Raw genomic sequence first — 20,650 nt, forward strand, 5'->3', positions numbered from 1 at the left:
GTTGAAAGTTGCGTTGGATTACTATTATTGATTACGCCCTGTAACTGATTAACCGAAGGAGCATTGGTACTTGTACGATAAAAAATTCTAAGGTTTGCTTTGTTTTCAAATCTGTAATTAAACATGGCATTTGGTAAAATACTGTTGAAAACGTATTTTACATCCTGCAAAATCGGATAGGTTTGGTCGCTGGCCAATTGGGCATTTTGGTAGGTTGTACCCAAAGTAAAAAATCCTTGTTTTCCTCGTAAACGATAACTTACGCCCGTACGATTAGTGAGATACGAATTGTCAAAGAGGTTGCTCAAAGATTTATTCAGAATCGAATACGTTAGTAACTTTTCATCAAAAGCATTGACTTCACGGTCTGACGAACTCAGCGTATAACCTACATTGTGGTCAAATTGTAATTGTCCTGTTTTGCCGACTGGTTCGGTGTAAGTCACCCCCAACGACATTCGATTGGAATTAGTCTGAGACTGCGTTTGTTGGTTCACAATCTGAGTGGTATCTCGGCCAGTAAAGAATCTACTAATCGAATATTGCGAAGAAAAGCCCGTTTGGTCGCTGGTGTTGTTTCCAAGATTCACCGAAAAAGTACGTCCATTTTTAGCAAAACGGTGTCTGAATAATAATTCCCCCGACAAATTAAACCCATTATTTTCTGAGTTTCTTCTGGTTTGGGCAGTATTAATGGTTTGTTCTTGCAAATAAGTTTCACTTATCATTGTCGATAAGGCATCGTTGTTTTGCCAACTGATACGAGGTGTAAAAACAATAGAATTATTTTTATCAATCGTATATTCCAAACGAATATTGGCTCTATGATTTTGATTTTTATTGCGAGTTGCACTTGTATCATCATACATTTGAGGTACAGTTCCCAAATATTCACGAGAAGTAATACTCTCATTACCGTTGTTTGAGGCATTGAAGAAATAGCTGGTACTTAACTTTACTTTTTTTCCTAAGTTATCGCTGTAATTCAAACCGATAGAAGTAGTTTTGGCTATACCTGGTTGTTGGCCAACCATAAAATTGCTGGCATCTCCACCACCACCAAAACCGCCGCCGCCACCACCGCCGCCACGTGGACCGCCACCGCCGCCACCTTGACGACCACCACCGCCGCCGCCGCCACCAAACTGCATTCCACCGCCACCACCACCCGAGCCACCGAGTACTCCGAGAATATCTTGATTAGAAAAATTTTGTTGATTGATATTATTAGATAATCCAATGATGGTGAGTCGTTGGTCTTTCTTGAAGAAGTTTACACTCGCTCCTGACTGATAACGCTCGTCATCGCCCACACCTGCATAGACTTTTCCGAACTGACCATTATTTTTATTTTGGCGAGTAGTGATATTGATAGTCTTTACGGTATTTCCATCATCAAAGCCAGTAAACTGAGACTGTTCGCTGAGACGGTCGAAAACCTGTACTTTATCTACTACTTCGGCAGGAAGATTTTTGAGTGCCAGAGCAGCATCATCGCCAAAAAACTCTTGCCCATCGACCGTTACTTTTCTTACCTCTTCGCCTTGTGCTTTTACAACACCGTTTTCGATGGTTACACCCGGCATTTTCTTTACCAAATCTTCAACCGTAGCATCAGGATTGGTTTTGAAAGCTGCGGCATTATACTGAATCGTATCGCCTTTCTGCTCAACACGAACTTGTTTTTCACGCACCGTCACCTCTGCAAGTTGGCTGGCATTTTCAGTCAATTTTAAAATTCCTAAATTTTTTGGAGAATTGCCCACCGAAACACGCATTTCGAGGTTTGTATAGCCAATTGAAGAAACACGCAAACGGTAACTTCCTGACTTAACATTCGTTAGTTTGAAGTTTCCATCGGCATCGGCCAAGATTCCTTTTCGCTGAGTTGAATCTCGTGAATTTATTAATAGAATACTCGCACCCGAAACCCCAACAGTGGCTTGTGCGTCTTGCACAGTTCCTATCACTTCGGTAGTTTGGGCAAAGACGGTCAGGGAAATAAACGTGTAAAAGAAGATTTGAAGTAGCAGCTTTTTCATGTAAGTTTTGGTAATTTATACTATATCGTAGATTTGTAATTTTAAGTTTTTATCTTGTTACGATATTTAGACAGAATTAAACTAAGAAAAGTTTAGTTCAAATCTGCCTATAAACGACCAAAAAGGGAGTTGTGTAGATAAATATAAGCATTAATCATCAATTGATTGATAAATCATTCGAGTAAAAAGTGCTTCTGAGCCACCATCGGGTGCAGCTTGGGTTTGTTTCATCAATACCATAATGATTTTTTCTTTAGGGTCGGCCCAATAATTAGTATTAAAATATCCACCCCAATTAAATCTTCCTGCACTACCATTTCCTTTCATTTGTCCGATTTGACTAATGACACTAAAACCCAAACTGAAGAAACTTTCACCTTTTGAGCCATAAAGTTCGCCAGTCTGATTAGTAGCTGTCAATAAATCTACGGTGGTTCGACTTAGGAAACGTTTGCCATTCATGGTGCCTCCATTGAGTAACATTTGCAGGAAAGTAGCATAATCTTTTGCGGTTGATGATAGTCCTGCTCCGCCCGAAAAGAATGTTTTTGCTCCCGAAATTGGGTAGTTCGGGTCGTAGAAAGTAACAGGATAACGCACCCAAGTTTTGGCACTGTCAGGTTTGTGAATATACACCAAGCGGTCTTTCTTGGAATCGGGTAAGTAAAAATAAGTATCTTGCATTCCGAGTGGCTCGAAAAGATGTTGTTTCAAATACTCATCAAAAGGCTTTCCCGAAACAATTTCAATGAAATATCCCAAAACGTCCAATCCTTCACTATAAGTAAACTTCTCACCTGGGTTATGATGCAGTGGAAGCTTTGCCAGTTTTTTGATATTATCACCAATCTTCACAGGGTTTGTCGTAAATAAATCAACAATTCCTGCTTTTTTATACATAGCTTTAAAACTTTCATCGCCATCAATTACACCATAACCAAGCCCCGAAGTATGGGTAAGTAAATGACGAATTGTAATTTCTGACTTTGCTGGCTCGCTCGTATAAGTAGTGTCGGCAAATCTGAATGATTTCATCACACGAGGATTCTTGAACTCGGGAATAAACTTTGAGATTGGGTCATCGAGCGAAAACTTCCCTTCCTCATAGAGCATCATGACGGCCGTTGAAGTAATGGCTTTTGTCATGGAAGCAATTCTAAAAATGTCATCTGTTTTCATCGGCTTTTTGGTCTGAAAATCAGAGTAGCCAAAAGCTTTTTGATAAACAATCTGGCCATTTTTTGTAAATAAAGCTACCATTCCGGGCAGTTTATTTTGTTCAACCAGTTGGTTTAAAACATTGTCGATACGTTTAAGTCTTTCTGAAGAAATTCCAACTGATTCGGGACTGGATGCAACCGTGAGAGGTTTTGATGAAACAGAAGAAGTAAGCTGGGTTTGGGCTTTGGCTGTGAACAAAAACAAACCAACAAAGGCTGTAATAATGAGTTTTTTCATTAGATTATATAGGTTGAATAAAGAGTTAACAATTTACAAATTTATGATAGAATGCCCTTATTCTCGCCTCCGCAAATTATCCAAAACCACCGCCGTGGCAATTCCCACATTCAGAGACTCGGCCTCTCCAAATCTTGGAATTGTTATTTTTTTAGTAATCAATTTTTCAACCTCCGCTCCTATTCCATTCGATTCATTTCCTAAAACTATATACCCACTGCTCGGAAAATCAAAACGATGGACATTTTCAGAGTTTAAAAAAGTTCCAATAATTTCAATTTTATTATTTTTTACAATATTTTCAAAATATTTTGAAATTTCAGAATAATAAACTCGTATTCTTGTAAACGAACCCATTGAGGCTGAAACTACTTTGGGGTTATAAAAATCGACGGTTGTTTCCGAGCAAATTACCTTTTTGATGCCGTACCAATCGGCAATACGTAGAATCGTACCGAGGTTTCCAGGGTCACGGATGTCGTCTAGAACTAAAGCAAACTCATAGGCATCGGCAATCAAAGGGGCATTTTCTCTCATTTTTACTACTGCCAAAGCTGCATCATTGCTTTGAAGTGTTCCGAGTTTTTCGAGTTCTGTCTGCGAAATCTGTTCAACAGATATTTTTTTTAAGTTTTTTTCGTTTTCTGTATAGAATTTGGGCGTACACAACAACAACTCTGTTTCTAAATCTGACTTCAATAATTCTTGAACGCTTTTTGCTCCCTCAACCAAAAATCGTTGATGTTCTTGACGATATTTTTTTATTTGTAAGGATTGAACGTACTTTTGTTGTTGTTTTGAAAACATCTATTCAAAGATTTACGATTTATAATTAAAATTTTTAGATAGAAAAACTGATAATCAATCAATTATGATTCGAAATATAGTATCACGTCTCAGACTGATATTTAATAAAAACTTGTCTTATAAGATTACTTACGCTTGCTTGTTGATTTCTATCATCAGTTCGTGTACTCGCACCGTTCAGTTAGAAAGGGACGAATACCGCTTAAATAATTTTGAATTCAAAGGTAATAAAGAAATTTCAACCGAAGAACTCGAATTACTCATTCCACCTACTCAAAAGCCTAATCGGCGAATCTTGTACCTTCCCATCACGCCTTATGTTGCTTCTTATAACCTCGGAAAATCGGTGTATAATCAGACTAAAATAACAGAAAGGCTCGAAAAATGGCAAACAAAGCTCAATAACTTGCCAAACCCGGTAAACTATGATGCAAAGATTGAGAGAAAAAGAAAGAAATATCAGAGTAAAGTAAATGTTTACCGTGATAGACTCGATACCAAAGAAAACTGGTGGATGAAGAATATTGGCGAAGCTCCAGCGATTATTACCGAAAGTGCAATTAAACGCACAAACAATACGATCAATGAATATTTACACAGAAAAGGCTACTTTGATAGCAAAGTAAAATATCAAATCGATTCAGTAAACACCAATAAACGCATCAAAATCACATATTTAGTTGATGAAAAAAGGCCATATCTGCTCGATACGATTAGCTTTATCGTTGAAGATAGGAAGGTTGATTCACTCTTGAAAATTCATACTCGAAAAAGCCTTTTACAGCGAAATGACAAAGTAGATTTTTATAATATTGATGCTGAAAAATTACGAATCGAAAGCTTATTGAAAGATAACGGTTACTTTAATTTTGTTTCAAAAAACTACATCAGTATTCAAATTGATACGACCGACTATATCAAACGTGATTTTAAAGTAAACTTGGCGGTAAATATTCGTAATCCAGCTCAAAAAGACCAACACGATCAATTTACGCTGGAATCAATCAACTTTGTTTCGGCCGATGCTTCGACTGATAATTCTCAAAAGATTGATACGACCAATGTCGAGCTCAACAGTATTCGATACACTTTTATTGGCAAGAAATTTCCAGCAAAAATTCTTGATAAGAAAATTCTAATTCGTCCCAATCAGTTGTTTAAAGCCTCGTTGGTCAACGAAACCAATCGTCAACTTTATGGCCTCGACCAATTTGCTTTTGCTAATGTAAAATTCACGCAATTGCCTGATAATAAACTAAGAGCAGATGTTATTGCTCCGACAAATCCGAAATATACACTTTCGGGAAATGGCGATTTAAATAACATTAATAATATTTTTGGAGGTGGTTTAAGTGGTTCGTTAAGGGCGAGGAATTTACTCAGCAACTTAGAAACAACCGAATTAGGATTAAGAGCAAATCTTGAAGGGCAACCCGGCCTAGATTCTACAACACAATATAGTACGGAATTAGGAGGAAATGTAGCTATCAACTTCCCGAAAATAATTTTTCTTAAAAGATTCTCCAATATACTAAGCCTCAAAAGCCCAAGAACCCAGGTAGCCGCCAGCTATAATTATTCCAGTCAACGATTATTCAGACGTCAAGTGTTTCGTCTGACGGGTAATTATTCATGGCAACGCTCAAAATATGAAACGTTTTTGATTTCTCCGTTCGATATTAACTTAATAAATACTCCTTATAAAAGTGAAAGTTTTGAACAAGTTTTGTTGGATAACCCCAACCTAAAAGTCCTTTACGACCCTCAGTTTGTATCGAGTATCAATGCTACTTATGTGTTCAATAATCAAGAACAAGCCAGAAACATTCGAGCCAGATACCTACGTGTTTTTGTTGAGTCGGGTGGTACGGCTTTAAACTTTTTTCCAGACAGAGATAAAATTAAATTTATCGACCAAATTTTTCCTTTAGATACCATAAAACGTGCGTATTTTAGGTTTGTCAAACTAAATGTAGATTTTAGAAAATACATTCCTATCAATAAACGTGATTCGTGGGCTTATCGACTAAACTTAGGCGTTGCACATCCTTATGGACAAAATCAAGCAATGCCGTTTGAGAAAAATTTCTTTATTGGTGGGCCAAACAGTATTCGAGCTTGGCGACCACGAACGCTTGGGCCTGGTTCGGCTTTGGGTACAACAATCAACAACCGTTTCTCGCAACAACCTGGCGATATTCTGCTTGAAACGAGCATCGAATACCGCAAATTTATGTTTAGATTTATTGGCAACTGGAATGCAGGTTTTTTTCTTGATGCGGGAAATGTCTGGAAATGGTATCAGATTGACACGAAATATAATCAAGCAAATTTTGATTGGACAAGATTTTATAAAGAAATTGCGGTTGGTACTGGTGCGGGGATTCGCCTTGACTTAGATTATTTTGTTGCTCGTTTCGACTGGGGAGTAAAAGTTTTTGATCCGGCAAAACCAAATGGCGAAAGATTTGTACTCGATAATCTAAAACTGGGAAGAAATAATGAATATTTCCCTGTGTTTCATTTTGCTATTGGATATCCGTTTTAATAGAAGGAAGTCTTCGCTTTGAGCGAAGACTTCCTTAAAGATTTTCTAAATTCATTGGGTGATATAAATCATATTTCTAAGCGAAAAGAGTAGCTATTTTTGAAAAAATAAATTTTCAAAAATGACAACCTATTACATAGTCGGAGCGGTGATTATTTTGCATTTCTTGGTAGGCTTTGGTTATTTGATTTATAAAATCAGTGGCTCAAAAAAGAAAGACACTTGAAGTTTAATTTTACTATTTTCTAAATCATGAAAAAACTTTTCTTTTCACTCTTTATTTTTATTGGTTACACGGCCAATGCTTCATCACTGACTGATAGTATAAAAGTTTTGGACTTTAAACCTTACAAAATCGACTACCCCAGTTCATGGCGATTAAAAGCTGGCTGTGCAGTAAATGAATGTTCGATTTTGTCTCCAGCCGACACGCTTTCGTGGCCAGATGGTTATACAGAGAGTATCAATCTAACTTTCAATCCCCTACCCTCAGCAAGCTATACTGCCGACCAATATGCCACTTACTCGATTGGTTATTTGCCAAAAGTTGTCAAAAACTTTAAAGTAATTGAGAGAAAAAAGTTAAAATCGAATGTAATCAGAGTAACATACTCAGGTGAAAAAGATACGCACAAACAAACTTGGCGACAATATTACTACGTAAAATCGAGCAAGGTTTATATCGTTACATTCTCAGCCGAAACCTCCAAATACCCTGCTTACCAGTCATTTATTGAGCCTTTTCTGAATAGTTTTACACTGAAATAAAACATTAAAGAATTAAAAATTTAAGGACTAAAACACCCAATAGCCCCATTACCGAAACGAGTGTTTCCATAACTGACCAAGTTTTGAGGGTGTCGGTCATGGAAAGTTGGAAATACTCTCGAAAAAGCCAAAAACCAGCATCGTTTACGTGAGAAAACATCATGCTTCCAGCACCAATACTCAATACCATCAAATGCGGTTCGGTTTGTGTAGGTGCGAGCAATGGCAACATAAAACCAGCGGTCGTAATACCCGAAACAGTTGAAGAACCAACCGCTACTCGAATGATGGCAGCCATTCCCCATCCTAAAATCAAAGGATGAAGCGATGAATGAGCCATCATATCGGCAATTGACTGGCTTACGCCTCCGTCGGTAAGCACTTGCTTTAAAGCACCCGCCCCACCAAAAATTAGAAATAGCATTGCCACATCTTTTATCGAATCGCCCAAAAGATTGGAAATTTCGGACATTGATTTGTTTTGCTTGATTCCGAGCAAATAAATTCCGACCAAAACCGAAATAAACATACTCACAACTGGGTCACCGATGAAGTTGAGGCTTTCACTCAAAAAAGAATTTTCGGGAAGATAAGAAGCAGCAACTGTGGCAAAACTGATAAGAATAATTGGTAACAAAACGCAAAACATACTGCTAAGAGTTGAAGGCATTTCTGCATCAGCAAGGTCGGGAGCAATGAAGGCTTTATTAGGTAAAGTTGTATATTTCTTCAAAGTTGAACCAAACAAAGCCCCCGAAACTAAAATGGCAGGAATAGCCACGATGATTCCGTAGAAAAGTGTAAGCCCCATATCGGCATTAAATTGCTTAACAATAGCTAAAGGTGCAGGGTGCGGCGGCAAATATCCTTGTGTAACCGAAAGCGAAGCCAACATCGGCAAACCAATATAAACCGCAGGCAATTTGAAACGATAAGCTACCGTTATGACCAACGGAGCAAGTAGCATAAATCCAACCGAATAGAACAGCGGTAAACCAACAATAAAGCCCGTAATCATAAACGCCCAACGCACGTGACTCGTACCGATAAGTTGCATCATTTTTGTAGAGATCCGTTGAGCAGCACCACTTTGAGCTACCAATTTTCCGAGCATTGCTCCCAGTGCAATGATGGCCACAATCGAACCGAGCGTGCTACCTGTTCCTTGTTGAATTGATTTTAGAATGGCTTCGGGCTTCATATTCAGTGCCAATCCTGTTCCCAACGAAACTATTAGAAAAGCCAAGAAAGTATGGATTTTGAAATACGAAATGAGGAAAATCAACACAATAAGGCCGATAATTGTGATTAGTAGAGGCATTGTTTTTTTGTAAGGGTTGAATTGTCGTGCAAAATATACATTTTTAATGAAATTTATTTAATTCGGCAATATATCATGTCTCCCGTTTTATTAACTTGATTATTAGCCTTTTATCTATCCATTTCTTCGCTTCAATGACAATTCATACCATTCATCAAACTTTCCACTAAAAAATTAAGTTATTTTAAACTGACAATCTGTCAGTATTGTTGTAATTTTGTAATTCAATTTTCAAAATTGAACTTTTACACTCAAAAATAACATGGAATTAGTTACAAACTCATTAAAGATTCTCAACGAAGAAGATAAGAAAGACCTTGATGTGGCTCGCATCAGCGAAGACGAAAAGAGTACGGCTTCTCGCAAACTCTATATTGAAAGTTATGGATGTCAGATGAACTTTGCCGATAGCGAGATTGTGGCTTCGATTCTGAGAGAAAATGATTTTGCTACCACTTCAAAAATCGAAGAAGCTGAACTTATTTTGCTCAATACTTGTGCCATCCGTGAAAACGCCGAACAGAAAGTGCGTCATCGCCTTCAGCACCTGGTGCCGATGAAAAACAAACGTAAGAATGTTAAAATCGGAATTTTGGGCTGCATGGCCGAGCGTCTGAAAACAAAATTATTGGAAGAAGAAAAAATTGTTGACATGGTGGTTGGCCCCGATGCTTATCGTGATTTACCAAACCTTATCAACGAAGTGGAAGAAGGCCACAAGGCCGTAAACGTTTTTCTTTCTCGTGAAGAAACCTACGCCGATATCACCCCGATTCGTCTGGATTCTAATGGCGTAACTGCCTTCATTAGCATCATGCGTGGCTGCGACAACATGTGTAGTTTCTGCGTTGTGCCTTACACACGTGGGCGTGAGCGTAGCCGTGATGCCCACTCAATTGTAAAAGAAGCGACTGATTTATTCAATCAAGGTTATAAAGAAGTTACACTTTTAGGACAAAATGTTGATAGCTACAAATGGCAATCAGCTGATGGTTCGACAGTTACTTTTGCAAATTTGCTTGAAATGGTGGCACAAGTAAGTCCAGATTTACGCGTGCGTTTCTCTACCTCTCACCCGAAAGATATTACCGACGAAGTACTTTACACCATGAAAAAGTACGATAATATCTGTAAATACATTCACCTGCCTGCTCAAAGTGGCAGTAGTCGTATTTTAGAATTGATGAATCGCACCTACGACCGTGAGTGGTACATGGGCAAAATCGACCGTATTCGTGAGATTTTAGGCGAAGAATGTGGCATTTCGCAAGATATGATTGCGGGTTTCTGCACAGAAACCGAAGAAGACCACCAAGATACACTTTCGTTGATGGACTACGTAAAATATGATTACGGTTATATGTTTGCGTACTCAGAAAGACCAAACACACCAGCGGCAAAGAAATTAACCGATGATGTGCCTGATGATGTAAAGGGTCGTCGATTAGCTGAAATCATTGCCAAACAAAGAGAACACTCTTTAGAACGCAACCAAATGTCAGTCGGAAAAACCTACAAAGTTTTGGTTGAAGGTTTCTCGAAGCGTTCACAAGAACATTTATCGGGCAGAAACGACCAAAACAAAATGATAATTTTCCCAAAAGAGAATTTTCAAAAAGGAGATTATGTAAACGTTTTGGTAACAGAATGCTCGTCAGCAACTTTGATTGGGCACATTGTAGCATAATAAGGATTACCACCTATGGTAATTGTATTTTTGAAATAAACTGATAGCTAAAAGCCAACAGCTAAAAGCTAATTAAAATGAGCAACAACACAGAATTACAGTCAGTCAAGAATCGCTTCGGCATTATCGGGAATGCACCTGCATTGAACCACGCACTGAGTGTGGCCATTCAGGTAGCCCCTACTGACCTGACTGTATTGATTAATGGAGAAAGTGGTAGTGGAAAAGAATCGTTTTCAAAGATAATTCATGCACTTAGCTCTCGCAAACACGGGCCTTTCATAGCAATCAACTGTGGAGCAATTCCAGAAGGAACGATTGACTCAGAACTTTTTGGCCATGTAAAAGGCTCATTTACTGGTGCAATTGACGACCGTAAGGGCTATTTTGAAACAACCAGCACGGGAACAATATTTTTAGATGAAATTGCCGAAATGCCCATCGGCACACAAGCTCGATTGCTTCGTGTACTCGAAAACGGCGAGTTTATTCCAGTGGGTTCATCGAAAGTAAAAAAAACTGATGTAAGGGTAGTTGCTGCAACCAACGTTAATCTACTTGATGCCATCGAACGTGGGCGTTTTCGCGAAGACTTATATTATCGTTTAAACACCGTACCGATCCATGTGCCAGCTTTGCGTGAGCGTGGGTTCGACATTGAATTACTTTTCAGAAAATTCTCAACTGATTTTGCTGAAAAAAATCATATTCGACCTATCGAGCTCACCGAAAGTGCCTCACAGCTACTTATGAATTTCAGATTTCCGGGTAATATTCGACAGCTGAAAAATATTGCCGAACAAATCACAATTCTTGAGTTTGAACGTATTGTTTCGGCCGAAATTTTGGCAAAATACCTACCACGTGAGCAATCAAGTGGCCTACCAACACTATTAAAAGGCCTAAATGGTGGCAATGATAGTAATTTTTCGGAGCGAGATTTACTTTACAAAGTGTTGTTTGATATGAGAAAAGACATGACTGATTTGAAAAAATTGGTTCTTTCGCTCATGCAAGGCGGACAAGCAAGTAACACTGCGGTAAATGCCGATTTTTTACAAAAACATCAGGCCTTATTCGATGATATACATCAGGAAGATGCGGTAGCATTGATACCTCCAGCGGTATATACACCACCCCAACAGCCAAGCTACCCAAGCTATCAACCTATTGATAATCAGAATATTATCAAAATTGATAATTTGCAGGGTGATAGAATTAATGTTGAGGATATTTCGCACGAAACCGAAGAAAATTCTTATTCGCTCGAAAAACAAGAAAAAGAAATGATTGTTCGAGCTTTGAAGAAAAATAACTTCAAACGTAAATACGCAGCTTTAGATTTGGGAATTTCAGAACGTACACTTTATCGAAAAATCAAACAATATGATATTGAAGATGAATAAACCAATCGATATTTCACAGTCCACGGTACAGAGTTCGAAATTATCAGGTACAATAAAGCGATATTCTAAGTTAATAATATACAATTTGTTATTGATAATTATCAGTTGTACAATAATAACTGGCTGTAAAGTTTATTCGTTTTCACCGGCGAAAGTTTCTAGTGATTTAAAAACCATTACGATTCAGAATGTAGTGATGGGAACAGCAGGAGGCCCGGCGAATTTGACACTAACTTTTACAGAAAAACTGAAAGAATATTATCAGCGAAATACCAGTTTAAAGTTAAAACCTAACGATGCTGATTTATTGATCGAAAGTACAATTGTTGGCTATGAGCTGACACCAGTATCGGCCACATCAAGCGATCAAGCAGCACTAAACCGACTAACCATCAGAGTTGAGGTTCGTTTTGTAAATGCTAAAAATGAGGAAGAAAATTTTGAAAAAGAATTTTCGTTTTATCAAGATTTTGCACAAGAACAGACACTTGCTCAAGTCGAAGGCAGCTTGGTTCCAAAAATCATTGACCAACTCGTGCTAAATATCTTTACCGATACAGCTGCACAGTGGTAAGTTTCAATCAAGAATGATGAATTAAGAATTATGAATTGAAGATTTAGCATTTTTACAGCTCTGTGATTCTTCATTCTACATTCTTAATCGCACGGGGCGACCCCGTCTTAATTTCACTAAAAATGCTTGATAAGAACAATTTTATAGATTATATGAACAGCCCCCAAGCATTATCGCTTAATGATATAATGCTGCTGGAAAATGCGACCAAAAAATTTCCGTATTTTCAATTGGGCTATACACTAATTGCCAAAGGAATTTATACCAAAGCTCCCGAAATTGCACAAGATGCAGTTCGGAAAGCGGCGATCTACGCCCTAAGTAGAAACGCCCTAAGAAAAGTTATCGAAAATGATATGGATTGGAACTCAGTACCGACCCAAAGAGTGTCGGAGTTGCCAATTGAAAATAAATTTTCGGCTGGTACTATTGAAGAAGAATTAAACCGTGAGAAATTGGAAGAAGAATTAATAGAATCAATCGCAAAACCTGCCCTGAGAAACATACAAGACGAACAATTGGCAATTATAGAGCAATTTATCAAAAAAGAACCTCGTATCCAGCCAATCAGACAAGGTAATGCCAACGAAGAAGTCGAAGACTTGAGTGAGCGAAGCACAACCCTAAAAGGGCCATTATTGACCGAAAGCTATGCAAAGATTTTATCTCGTCAGGGCCGTTTCGATCAAGCAATTGAAGTTTATAAGAAACTTTTAGTTAAAAATCCCGAAAAAAGTGCTTACTTTGCGGAAAAAATAGCAGACTTACAAAAGAAAATGTTGTAAGATAAAATCCTGATAAATAAATAACTCATTCATTATCAAGACTTTCGGCATATTTTTTGAGATTTCTTAACACAAAAGAAAAATAAAAATATTATTCATAAGTTAATCATTCATTGAAAAAATGTACACTACAATTTTAGTTTTAATGGTAATCGTTGCCATCTTATTAGTATTAGTGATTATGATTCAAAACCCAAAGGGCGGTGGTCTTTCAAGCGAATTTGGTGGTGCTGGTTCACAAATGTTTGGTGTACAACGCACTGGTGATATTCTTGAACAACTTACTTGGGGTTTCTTTGCATTCATTATTGTTGGTGCTTTGACTGCCGGAATTTTTATGGACAAAACAGGTGCAGCCGCAGCTGACGACAACGGCTTGAACGTAGAAAAAGCAACTGCTCGCCCAACTGCCCCAGCAGCAACTCCTGCAGCAGCTCCTGCAACTGGTTCGCCAGCCGCTGGTTCGCCAGCAACAGGGACAACACCTACTCCAGCACCTGCAGCACAACCTAAGAAATAATTTTCTGAAAATATTTCCAAAAAGGTGAATAACTCAATGAGATATTCACCTTTTTTTGTTTACTTGGCTTCCGAAATATAATTGCCATGAGAATCTTCCAAATGACTGGCCTTTCGGGTGCTGGAAAAACTACAATTGCATCAAATGTAAAGTCAATACTCATCGAAAAGGGTTATGCAGTTGAGGTATTAGATGGAGATGTTTTCAGGAGAAACCTCTGTCCAGATTTAGGTTTCTCGAAACAAGACCGCAACGAAAATATCCGTAGAATGGGCTTTGTGGCTAATCTTTTAGCTCAAAATAACATTATTGTGCTTATTTCAGCAATAAACCCTTACGAATCAGTTAGGCAAGAATTGGTTGAGAGGTATCAGGCGAAAACAGTTTTTGTTAATTGCGAAATTCAGACACTCTTAAAAAGAGATACTAAAGGTTTGTACGCAAGGGCTTTTTTGCCCAAAAATCATATCGATAAAATCAATAATCTAACTGGTGTAAATGATACATACGAAGTACCCATACACCCAGACTTGACTATTCATACACATCAAGAAAGTATTGAAGCATCGGTTCAGAGAATACTGAAATTTATCATCGATTCGGTAGAAAAATAGCCTTAATTCAATGAATCGCACAGTTTTTTGTATAAACTAATAACCTTTTCTTGAGCTAAAGGCGAATTTTCTTCCAAAGGTTTTTCACTGAAAGTGGCACTTGGATTTTTAGAGTGAAATTGGCTACGCAGCCGCATTTTTTCTTTATAATCATCATCAAAATGCAAACCCAAGAATTCACCTAACTTCGACATATTGTTGATGATGCCATCTTTATAATCCACAAATAATACGTTGGTATCTGATTCAACAATTTTCAGAAATTTCTCATAATATTTTTCTAAGACTCTCCCCACAAAATCTGCTTGTTGTAGATTCATTACCTCGAATAATTCAAGGCCAAATACTTCCAACTGAATTAATCCTGGTACTGCGTGCATACCGTTTAACTGAATCTGTGAGCGGATAACCTCATCGGGGCGACGATACGAAAATATAAATGGTGTATTGGGATATAATTTTCGGAGTTTTTCGTAATAAAATATATGCCAACTATCTAATTTAATAAAGTAATTCTTTTCATTTCCGATTCTTTTCTGCCCCATTAATGCAACCACCGACTGAATAGTTTGATTTATGACTTCTTCATCAAGTTCGTCTCTCTGCAAACTCCAATTTTGGACTGAATCATGGGTAGCAATTTTTTTTCCGATAAATCTCAGCGAATATTGCAAACTTTTTTCGTAATTCTCTTTTATCTTAAAAGCCATTTCTCGCAAAGCATCATCTAAAATTGGAGCCTCCGACACAACGATATTATCTTTATTAAGAGCCAACATTTGAGTCATGAGCGTTGAGCCGCAGCGAGAAACATGAAAAATAAATGCCGTTGGTGGTACAGAATCGACACTTTGAGCCGCCTCCGATAAGGTTTCGAGCGATGTAACTGGCTGAAAACCATGAGCGTTTTCTGATAAAATAAGGCTTTTCTGAATCGTTGATTCAAAGAAAGGCTCATCGAATAATATATCATCGAAGTATTGCCAATGAACCAAAACTGTATCTGAATCAAATTGTAATTTTACAGGAATCCAGTTTTTAATTGCTTCATTCATGGTCTTCGATGGCTAATTCGGTTTTTAATTGTGAAATGATATTTCTTGCGGCATCGGTGTCCATTTGCGAAAGTTGCTCAATCATTTGCAGCTTCACGCTGCGGTCGTAGGTATAATTATCCGAAAAAGTAGGGCCTACTAAAACTGTTTTTTCGTTGAAATCATACCCAGCATCAGCAAAGAATTTATCCGACCACTCATTGCTCAAACAATCAATAACCAAATGTATTCGTTCGTTTTCACCGTCATTTCGCACACTATGTGGTAGGTTAAAATTGGCATACCAGCACTCTCCTATTTTCATCGGGAGTTGTTGATTATTCACAACAAATTCTACTTTTTCATTACTCTGTAAAGGAACATGAATCCTAAAATTCCTATTCTCGTACCCTGCACGATGGTCGGTATGCTCTTTAATATAACTTTGAGGCGACAAAGCAAGTAGGCGAACTGCCTCTTTGGGGCATTGAAAAAACTGAATAACCTCGTTGAAATAGGGGCAATTGGCCAATAATGGCGTATCCTGAAAGGCTTCGTTGGGGGTTGGAAAATTATCTGTTTCATGCCCCGAAACCGAGCGAAGCGAGATTGTTTTCCAAGTGCCAGTATAATCGTTTTTATTGAAATGTAGCACCCACTCGTACTGTTTACAAGTTTCCAAATCTTCGATTAATCTTTTATGGTCAAACATTAAATCGAATTTTATAAAATCATTTTTCATGGCTAAATAGTGGAAATTAAAATTTTCTCAAATGTAATTTTTTTTATTTCATTTTACATACATTTACTAAAATATTCAACCAATTGCGAAAATATGAATGATTTAAGTCGTGAAAATCTTCTTCTAAAAATAACTAACTTCCTCGATGAGATTGGAATAAAATACAGATTTACAGCAATTAATGAAGATACTTTTCTACCTGGGTTGAAAATTGATAAAGGTGAGCTACTAATTGATGAAAATAAGCTAAAATATGTAGGCGATATTTTGCACGAGGCTGGACACATTGCCTTATTGCCTCCCGAAATTCGCAATGATTTATCTGGTTCGTTAGAAAACCAACCCGAACCCGAAGGTACAGAAATGGCAGTAATTGCGTGGACTTACGCTGCTTGCAAGGCAATTCCGATTCCAACAGCAATAGTAATACACAATGAAGGCTATAAGGGAACTGCCGAAAGTATCATTAAAAATTTTGACGAAGGGCATTATTTTGGTGTGCCGATTCTTCAATGGTTGGGTATGACGAATGAAAAAAAATCAATTTTAAAATCAGACCAACTCGTTTTTCCGAAGATGTCGTTTTGGGTACGAAAATGAATAAACAGGTATTTTTACCTGTAAATTGACCAAGGTCGATTTCTATATTTGCAGAGTCTGAGTTAATCTTTTTTCTTAGAAAAGTTTTATTGACATTTTGGCTTTTGCAGGTATAGAAATAGTATTTATCCATTAAATTAAGGCAAAAAACTGGACAACAGAGTACTTCGTTTTTTCTATCCATCAGATGGTAATTACCACTCAATAAAATTTTGAGAGAATAGAAAAAAAATTTTACTACTTTTATCTCACCGCTTTTGCATCACAAGCACTGACTTACTCCAATTCATTGCTTGAGTTTATAACCATGAAAACTTTTGCTGCACTCACTATTCAATGCTAAGTAGTAATACTTAGATGAATACATTTTTCTATTAGAAAATCTTTCTTCCACACAAGAATTTGAGTTGTCCCTTGCTTATATCAAAACAATGGTAAAATCATCATGATTTACCCATTGTTCACTATTTCTATAACCACTAAAATGAAAAGAAGAAACTTTATCTCAACCACGATACTGGGAGCATTGAGTGCAAATCAATTATTGGCATCAACTCCGGTAGAATCGACTATACCAAACATAAGTAAATGGTTTAGTCAATTGTTGAAAGTAACAAATGCCAAACAGAGAAAACGATATTTTCTCACGGATAAGAAATTAAAAAACACTTACGAAGCCATCAGAGATGAGTGGTCTTTGAGCGGTTATCAGGCACTAGGCGAAAACTATTTCTTGTGTCGTGATGGAGAGTTAGCTCTTTTCCCGATTGAATTGCAACATACTACACTCGGGCAAATAGATTTTGCAGTTTTAGTTTTTGAAAAAAAGGAAAGCAATGAATGGAAAAGCGTAAAGTCTCTCTCAGGATTTAATATTGAAGCATTAGTAAAATCATTAAATACCTTTTCAGCTGATGTTGAAGATGTAGCTAATTGTATATTACCAACTCAGAGTACACCAGAATTTACAATCAAAGGATATAAAACTCCGAAAGGTCATGTGTATTTTGATACCCGAATTACCGATAACAAAGCCGTTGTTAATGTTGAAATCACTATCAATAATGAGATAGTTTGGAATGGGAAACACGATTCTGAGCATTCGTTAAGCTGATAAAACACAGATTACTAAACACTTACAAAGTATCAAGTTATAGAATAATTATTATTTGATAAATTTTTTCTTACCTTCTAAACTTATTATCATTATGTCAACTCCTTTTATGGGAGAGATAAGGATTGTGTCATTCAATTATGCCCCTAAAGGTTGGGCATTGTGTAATGGACAATTACTCCCTATCAATCAAAATCAAGCATTATTTTCATTATTTGGTACAACGTATGGCGGTAATGGCCAAACCAATTTTGCGTTGCCTAACCTACAAGGAAGAGTGCCTATTCACTTTGGTAATGGCTTTACCCAAGGTGAAGCAGCAGGCCAAGAAAGTACAACACTGAATATAACTCAATTGCCTACGCACACGCACAACATTAATGCAGCCAATACTACCGCAGGAAATGTGGCGAGTCCTGTAAATAATTATTTTTCTAATTCGGCTCCACCACAAATATATAGTGGGGGTTCTCCTTCGGCAACCTTCCAACCAACTACCATTACGGTTACTGGTGGTAGTCAGCCTCATAACAATATGCAACCAAGCCTTGTGTTGAATATGATTGTAGCATTGGTGGGCATTTTCCCAAGTCGAAACTAATTTTTTCAACCCTTAAACAGAACACAAAATGGCAACTCCATATATAGGCGAAATAAGAATGATGGCCAATAATTTTCCACCAGCTGGGTGGGCACGATGTGATGGCAGTTTATTACCTATAAGTGAATACGATACACTTTTCGCTTTGATTGGCACAACATACGGCGGAGATGGACAAACCACCTTTGCCGTACCAGACCTGAGAGGGCGTTTACCTATCCATCAAGGAACTGGTCCAGGACTATCAACTCGGGTAATTGGGCAATCCTTTGGAACGGAGAGCGTTACACTTACCAATAGTCAGATACCTCAGCATACTCATACACTTTTGTTAGCTGCTACAGCGGCTAATGCCAGTAGCCCAGCGAATACTACAATTGGTAACGCCACTGCTAATTTATACATACGAGATGTTATAAGCGATAGTATGAATCCCAACAGTATTGCACAAAGTGGTGGAAATCAGCCTCATGAAAACCGTATGCCGTCATTGACAGTCAATTTTGTAATTGCATTATTTGGAGTTTTTCCAAGTCCAAACTAAATCACTCCTATTAAACATTTGATAACCAAAGTTTTACTCTAACGTAAAGCTCTAAAAATATAAATTATGTCAACTCCATTTATATCAGAAATTAGAATGGCTGGTTTCAATTTTCCACCAAGAGGCTGGGCATATTGTAACGGACAACTCCTACCTATTTCTCAAAATACGGCTCTATTCTCCTTGTTAGGCACGACGTATGGCGGAGATGGTCGAAGCACATTTGGCCTTCCTAACCTACAAGGTTCGGCTCCAATGTATTTTGGGCAAGGACCAGGATTAAGTAGTTACGTGCAAGGAGAGGTTGATGGTATTTCAAATGTTACGCTCTTAACATCTGAAATGCCAGTCCACAACCACAACGTACAAGTGGTTGCTGACCTTGCTACGAGTTCGGGCATACCAGGGTCGAGTAATATCGGTATTGCTAATATTTCTACTTACAATCCAGGGCCACCAACCGTACAAATGTCGCCATTATCACTTGCACCTGCGGGTGGGTCATCGCCTCATAATAATATGCAACCTTACCTTACACTCAATTTCATTATTGCAATGCAAGGTGTTTTTCCAGCAAGAAATTAAAAAGAGATGATACCATTCGTAGTGAGTAATCAAACAATAAACCTTCGTCCGATAGAAAAATCGGACGAGGGGTTGCTGTTTGATATTTATGCAAGTACCCGTGAAGAAGAACTTAAATTAATTCATTTCTGGACTGACGAACAAAAAAAGGTTTTTCTCCGCCAACAGTTTTACGCACAACATAATTACTACCAAGAACATTTCGGTCAATCCTTCTTTGGGGTAATCGTAAAAGATAATACCACACCAATCGGAAGACTTTACATAAACTTTTTTGACGAAAATAACACCATAAGTGTTATTGATATTGCACTATTTCCTACATACAGAGGAAATGGTATCGGAAAAAGCTTGTTAGATGATATTTTGGCTTATGCAAAAAAGATTGATAAGCGAGTAGAAATATACGTAGAAGCCACGAATCCTGCCAAAAGGCTTTACGATAGACTTGGATTTAAAGCCATCGAAAATGGTGAAATTTATTTAAAGATGGAGTGGCTTCCCCGAGAAAACTAAAAGATAATTTTAGATTAACCAAACCTAAAAGAATAAAATAGATAAGTACCATGAATAATGAAAATTTCGTGACATTACAAATAGATGATATTAAGCCTTTACTAAATCAAAAATTAATGATACGATTTTCGGACAGCTATAGACTATCGGCAGAAGTAATTGAGGTATCAAGCTTAAAAAACTTTTCCCAATCACACACTGAGCCGTTTTCGTTTGTACTGCGAACCGAACAAAAAAACGAGTATTTTCCACAAGCTATTTATACAATCGAACATCCTACGAAAGGAGATATTTCTGTTTTTATAGTACCCATTGGTCTTGATACTGAGGGCATGAAATATGAAATTATTTTTTCGTAAAAGGACCGATTGAACGCCCAAATTT

21 protein-coding genes are annotated in these 20,650 nt (G+C 37.6%); 15 read left to right on the top strand and 6 right to left on the bottom strand.

The features are described from left to right. From ACOVO2_RS04805 to ACOVO2_RS04815, 3 genes are all read right to left on the bottom strand, one after another. Positions 1-2,042 (bottom strand): beta-sandwich domain-containing protein (locus ACOVO2_RS04805; RefSeq protein ID WP_421768867.1); only part of this gene is annotated, 2,042 nt, incomplete at its 3' end. Positions 2,043-2,192: 150 nt separating this feature from the next. Further along, the gene (locus tag ACOVO2_RS04810; protein WP_421768868.1) at positions 2,193-3,500 is read right to left on the bottom strand and encodes a serine hydrolase domain-containing protein; all 1,308 of its coding nucleotides are present in this window, start codon (positions 3,498-3,500) and stop codon (positions 2,193-2,195) included. Positions 3,501-3,557: 57 nt separating this feature from the next. Further along, positions 3,558-4,307 (bottom strand): TrmH family RNA methyltransferase, encoded by a 750-nt coding sequence (locus ACOVO2_RS04815; protein ID WP_421768869.1) that lies wholly within the window; start codon positions 4,305-4,307, stop codon positions 3,558-3,560. Between the two features lie 112 nt (positions 4,308-4,419). Between ACOVO2_RS04815 and ACOVO2_RS04820 the strand changes: the two genes are divergently transcribed. Further along, positions 4,420-6,855: a BamA/TamA family outer membrane protein gene (locus ACOVO2_RS04820; protein ID WP_421768870.1), complete on the top strand. Its 2,436-nt coding sequence runs from the start codon at positions 4,420-4,422 to the stop codon at positions 6,853-6,855. Between the two features lie 252 nt (positions 6,856-7,107). Beyond that, positions 7,108-7,623 carry a hypothetical protein gene (locus ACOVO2_RS04825; RefSeq protein WP_421768871.1) on the top strand — a complete coding sequence of 172 codons (516 nt, stop codon included), beginning with the start codon at positions 7,108-7,110 and terminating at the stop codon, positions 7,621-7,623. Between the two features lie 4 nt (positions 7,624-7,627). On the opposite strand, the gene ACOVO2_RS04830 is transcribed toward ACOVO2_RS04825, so the two are convergent. After that, positions 7,628-8,944: a gluconate:H+ symporter gene (locus tag ACOVO2_RS04830; RefSeq protein ID WP_421768872.1), complete on the bottom strand. Its 1,317-nt coding sequence runs from the start codon at positions 8,942-8,944 to the stop codon at positions 7,628-7,630. A gap of 262 nt (positions 8,945-9,206) precedes the next feature. Here ACOVO2_RS04830 and miaB point away from each other — a divergent pair, with 262 nt between their 5' ends. The 6 genes from miaB to cysC all read left to right on the top strand — a co-directional run bounded on the left by miaB (position 9,207) and on the right by cysC (position 14,530). After that, the gene (gene miaB / locus ACOVO2_RS04835; protein ID WP_421768873.1) at positions 9,207-10,631 is read left to right on the top strand and encodes a tRNA (N6-isopentenyl adenosine(37)-C2)-methylthiotransferase MiaB; all 1,425 of its coding nucleotides are present in this window, start codon (positions 9,207-9,209) and stop codon (positions 10,629-10,631) included. A 77-nt stretch (positions 10,632-10,708) separates the two neighbouring features. After that, positions 10,709-12,037, top strand: a complete 1,329-nt coding sequence (locus ACOVO2_RS04840) for a sigma 54-interacting transcriptional regulator (protein WP_421768874.1) — start codon at positions 10,709-10,711, stop codon at positions 12,035-12,037. Further along, a complete protein-coding gene (locus ACOVO2_RS04845) occupies positions 12,030-12,611 on the top strand; it encodes an LptE family protein (RefSeq protein WP_421768875.1) in 582 nt (193 codons plus the stop codon). The genes ACOVO2_RS04840 and ACOVO2_RS04845 overlap by 8 nt, the downstream gene beginning before the upstream one ends. 122 nt (positions 12,612-12,733) lie before the next feature. Beyond that, a complete protein-coding gene (locus tag ACOVO2_RS04850; RefSeq protein ID WP_421768876.1) occupies positions 12,734-13,396 on the top strand; it encodes a hypothetical protein in 663 nt (220 codons plus the stop codon). A 121-nt stretch (positions 13,397-13,517) separates the two neighbouring features. Continuing rightward, positions 13,518-13,916, top strand: a complete 399-nt coding sequence (secG, locus tag ACOVO2_RS04855; protein WP_421768877.1) for a preprotein translocase subunit SecG — start codon at positions 13,518-13,520, stop codon at positions 13,914-13,916. Between the two features lie 86 nt (positions 13,917-14,002). Continuing rightward, a complete protein-coding gene (cysC, locus tag ACOVO2_RS04860; protein ID WP_421768878.1) occupies positions 14,003-14,530 on the top strand; it encodes an adenylyl-sulfate kinase in 528 nt (175 codons plus the stop codon). 2 nt (positions 14,531-14,532) lie between these two features. On the opposite strand, the gene ACOVO2_RS04865 is transcribed toward cysC, so the two are convergent. Together ACOVO2_RS04865 and ACOVO2_RS04870 are read right to left on the bottom strand one after the other, a co-directional pair. Next, positions 14,533-15,585, bottom strand: a complete 1,053-nt coding sequence (locus ACOVO2_RS04865; protein ID WP_421768879.1) for a sulfotransferase — start codon at positions 15,583-15,585, stop codon at positions 14,533-14,535. Next, on the bottom strand, positions 15,578-16,276 hold the full coding sequence (locus tag ACOVO2_RS04870; protein WP_421768880.1) for an aspartyl/asparaginyl beta-hydroxylase domain-containing protein: 699 nt from the start codon (positions 16,274-16,276) through the stop codon (positions 15,578-15,580). Before ACOVO2_RS04870 ends, ACOVO2_RS04865 begins: the two co-directional genes overlap by 8 nt. A gap of 123 nt (positions 16,277-16,399) precedes the next feature. Between ACOVO2_RS04870 and ACOVO2_RS04875 the strand changes: the two genes are divergently transcribed. The 7 genes from ACOVO2_RS04875 to ACOVO2_RS04905 all read left to right on the top strand — a co-directional run bounded on the left by ACOVO2_RS04875 (position 16,400) and on the right by ACOVO2_RS04905 (position 20,625). After that, positions 16,400-16,906 (top strand): hypothetical protein, encoded by a 507-nt coding sequence (locus tag ACOVO2_RS04875; RefSeq protein ID WP_421768881.1) that lies wholly within the window; start codon positions 16,400-16,402, stop codon positions 16,904-16,906. 484 nt (positions 16,907-17,390) lie between these two features. Continuing rightward, entirely contained in the window at positions 17,391-18,020 is a 630-nt protein-coding gene (locus tag ACOVO2_RS04880) for a hypothetical protein (RefSeq protein WP_421768882.1), read from the top strand. Positions 18,021-18,114: 94 nt separating this feature from the next. Further along, a complete protein-coding gene (locus ACOVO2_RS04885; RefSeq protein WP_421768883.1) occupies positions 18,115-18,621 on the top strand; it encodes a phage tail protein in 507 nt (168 codons plus the stop codon). A 28-nt stretch (positions 18,622-18,649) separates the two neighbouring features. Continuing rightward, positions 18,650-19,165 (top strand): phage tail protein, encoded by a 516-nt coding sequence (locus tag ACOVO2_RS04890; protein ID WP_421768884.1) that lies wholly within the window; start codon positions 18,650-18,652, stop codon positions 19,163-19,165. A 66-nt stretch (positions 19,166-19,231) separates the two neighbouring features. Then, positions 19,232-19,750 carry a phage tail protein gene (locus ACOVO2_RS04895; protein WP_421768885.1) on the top strand — a complete coding sequence of 173 codons (519 nt, stop codon included), beginning with the start codon at positions 19,232-19,234 and terminating at the stop codon, positions 19,748-19,750. A gap of 6 nt (positions 19,751-19,756) precedes the next feature. Next, entirely contained in the window at positions 19,757-20,266 is a 510-nt protein-coding gene (locus tag ACOVO2_RS04900; protein ID WP_421768886.1) for a GNAT family N-acetyltransferase, read from the top strand. Positions 20,267-20,316: 50 nt separating this feature from the next. After that, positions 20,317-20,625: a DUF6916 family protein gene (locus ACOVO2_RS04905; protein ID WP_421768887.1), complete on the top strand. Its 309-nt coding sequence runs from the start codon at positions 20,317-20,319 to the stop codon at positions 20,623-20,625. The last annotated feature ends 25 nt before the right edge of the window (positions 20,626-20,650 follow it).

Origin of the sequence: Emticicia sp. (assembly GCF_049241225.1) — a bacterium.
Classification (GTDB): Bacteria; Bacteroidota; Bacteroidia; order Cytophagales; family Spirosomataceae; genus Emticicia.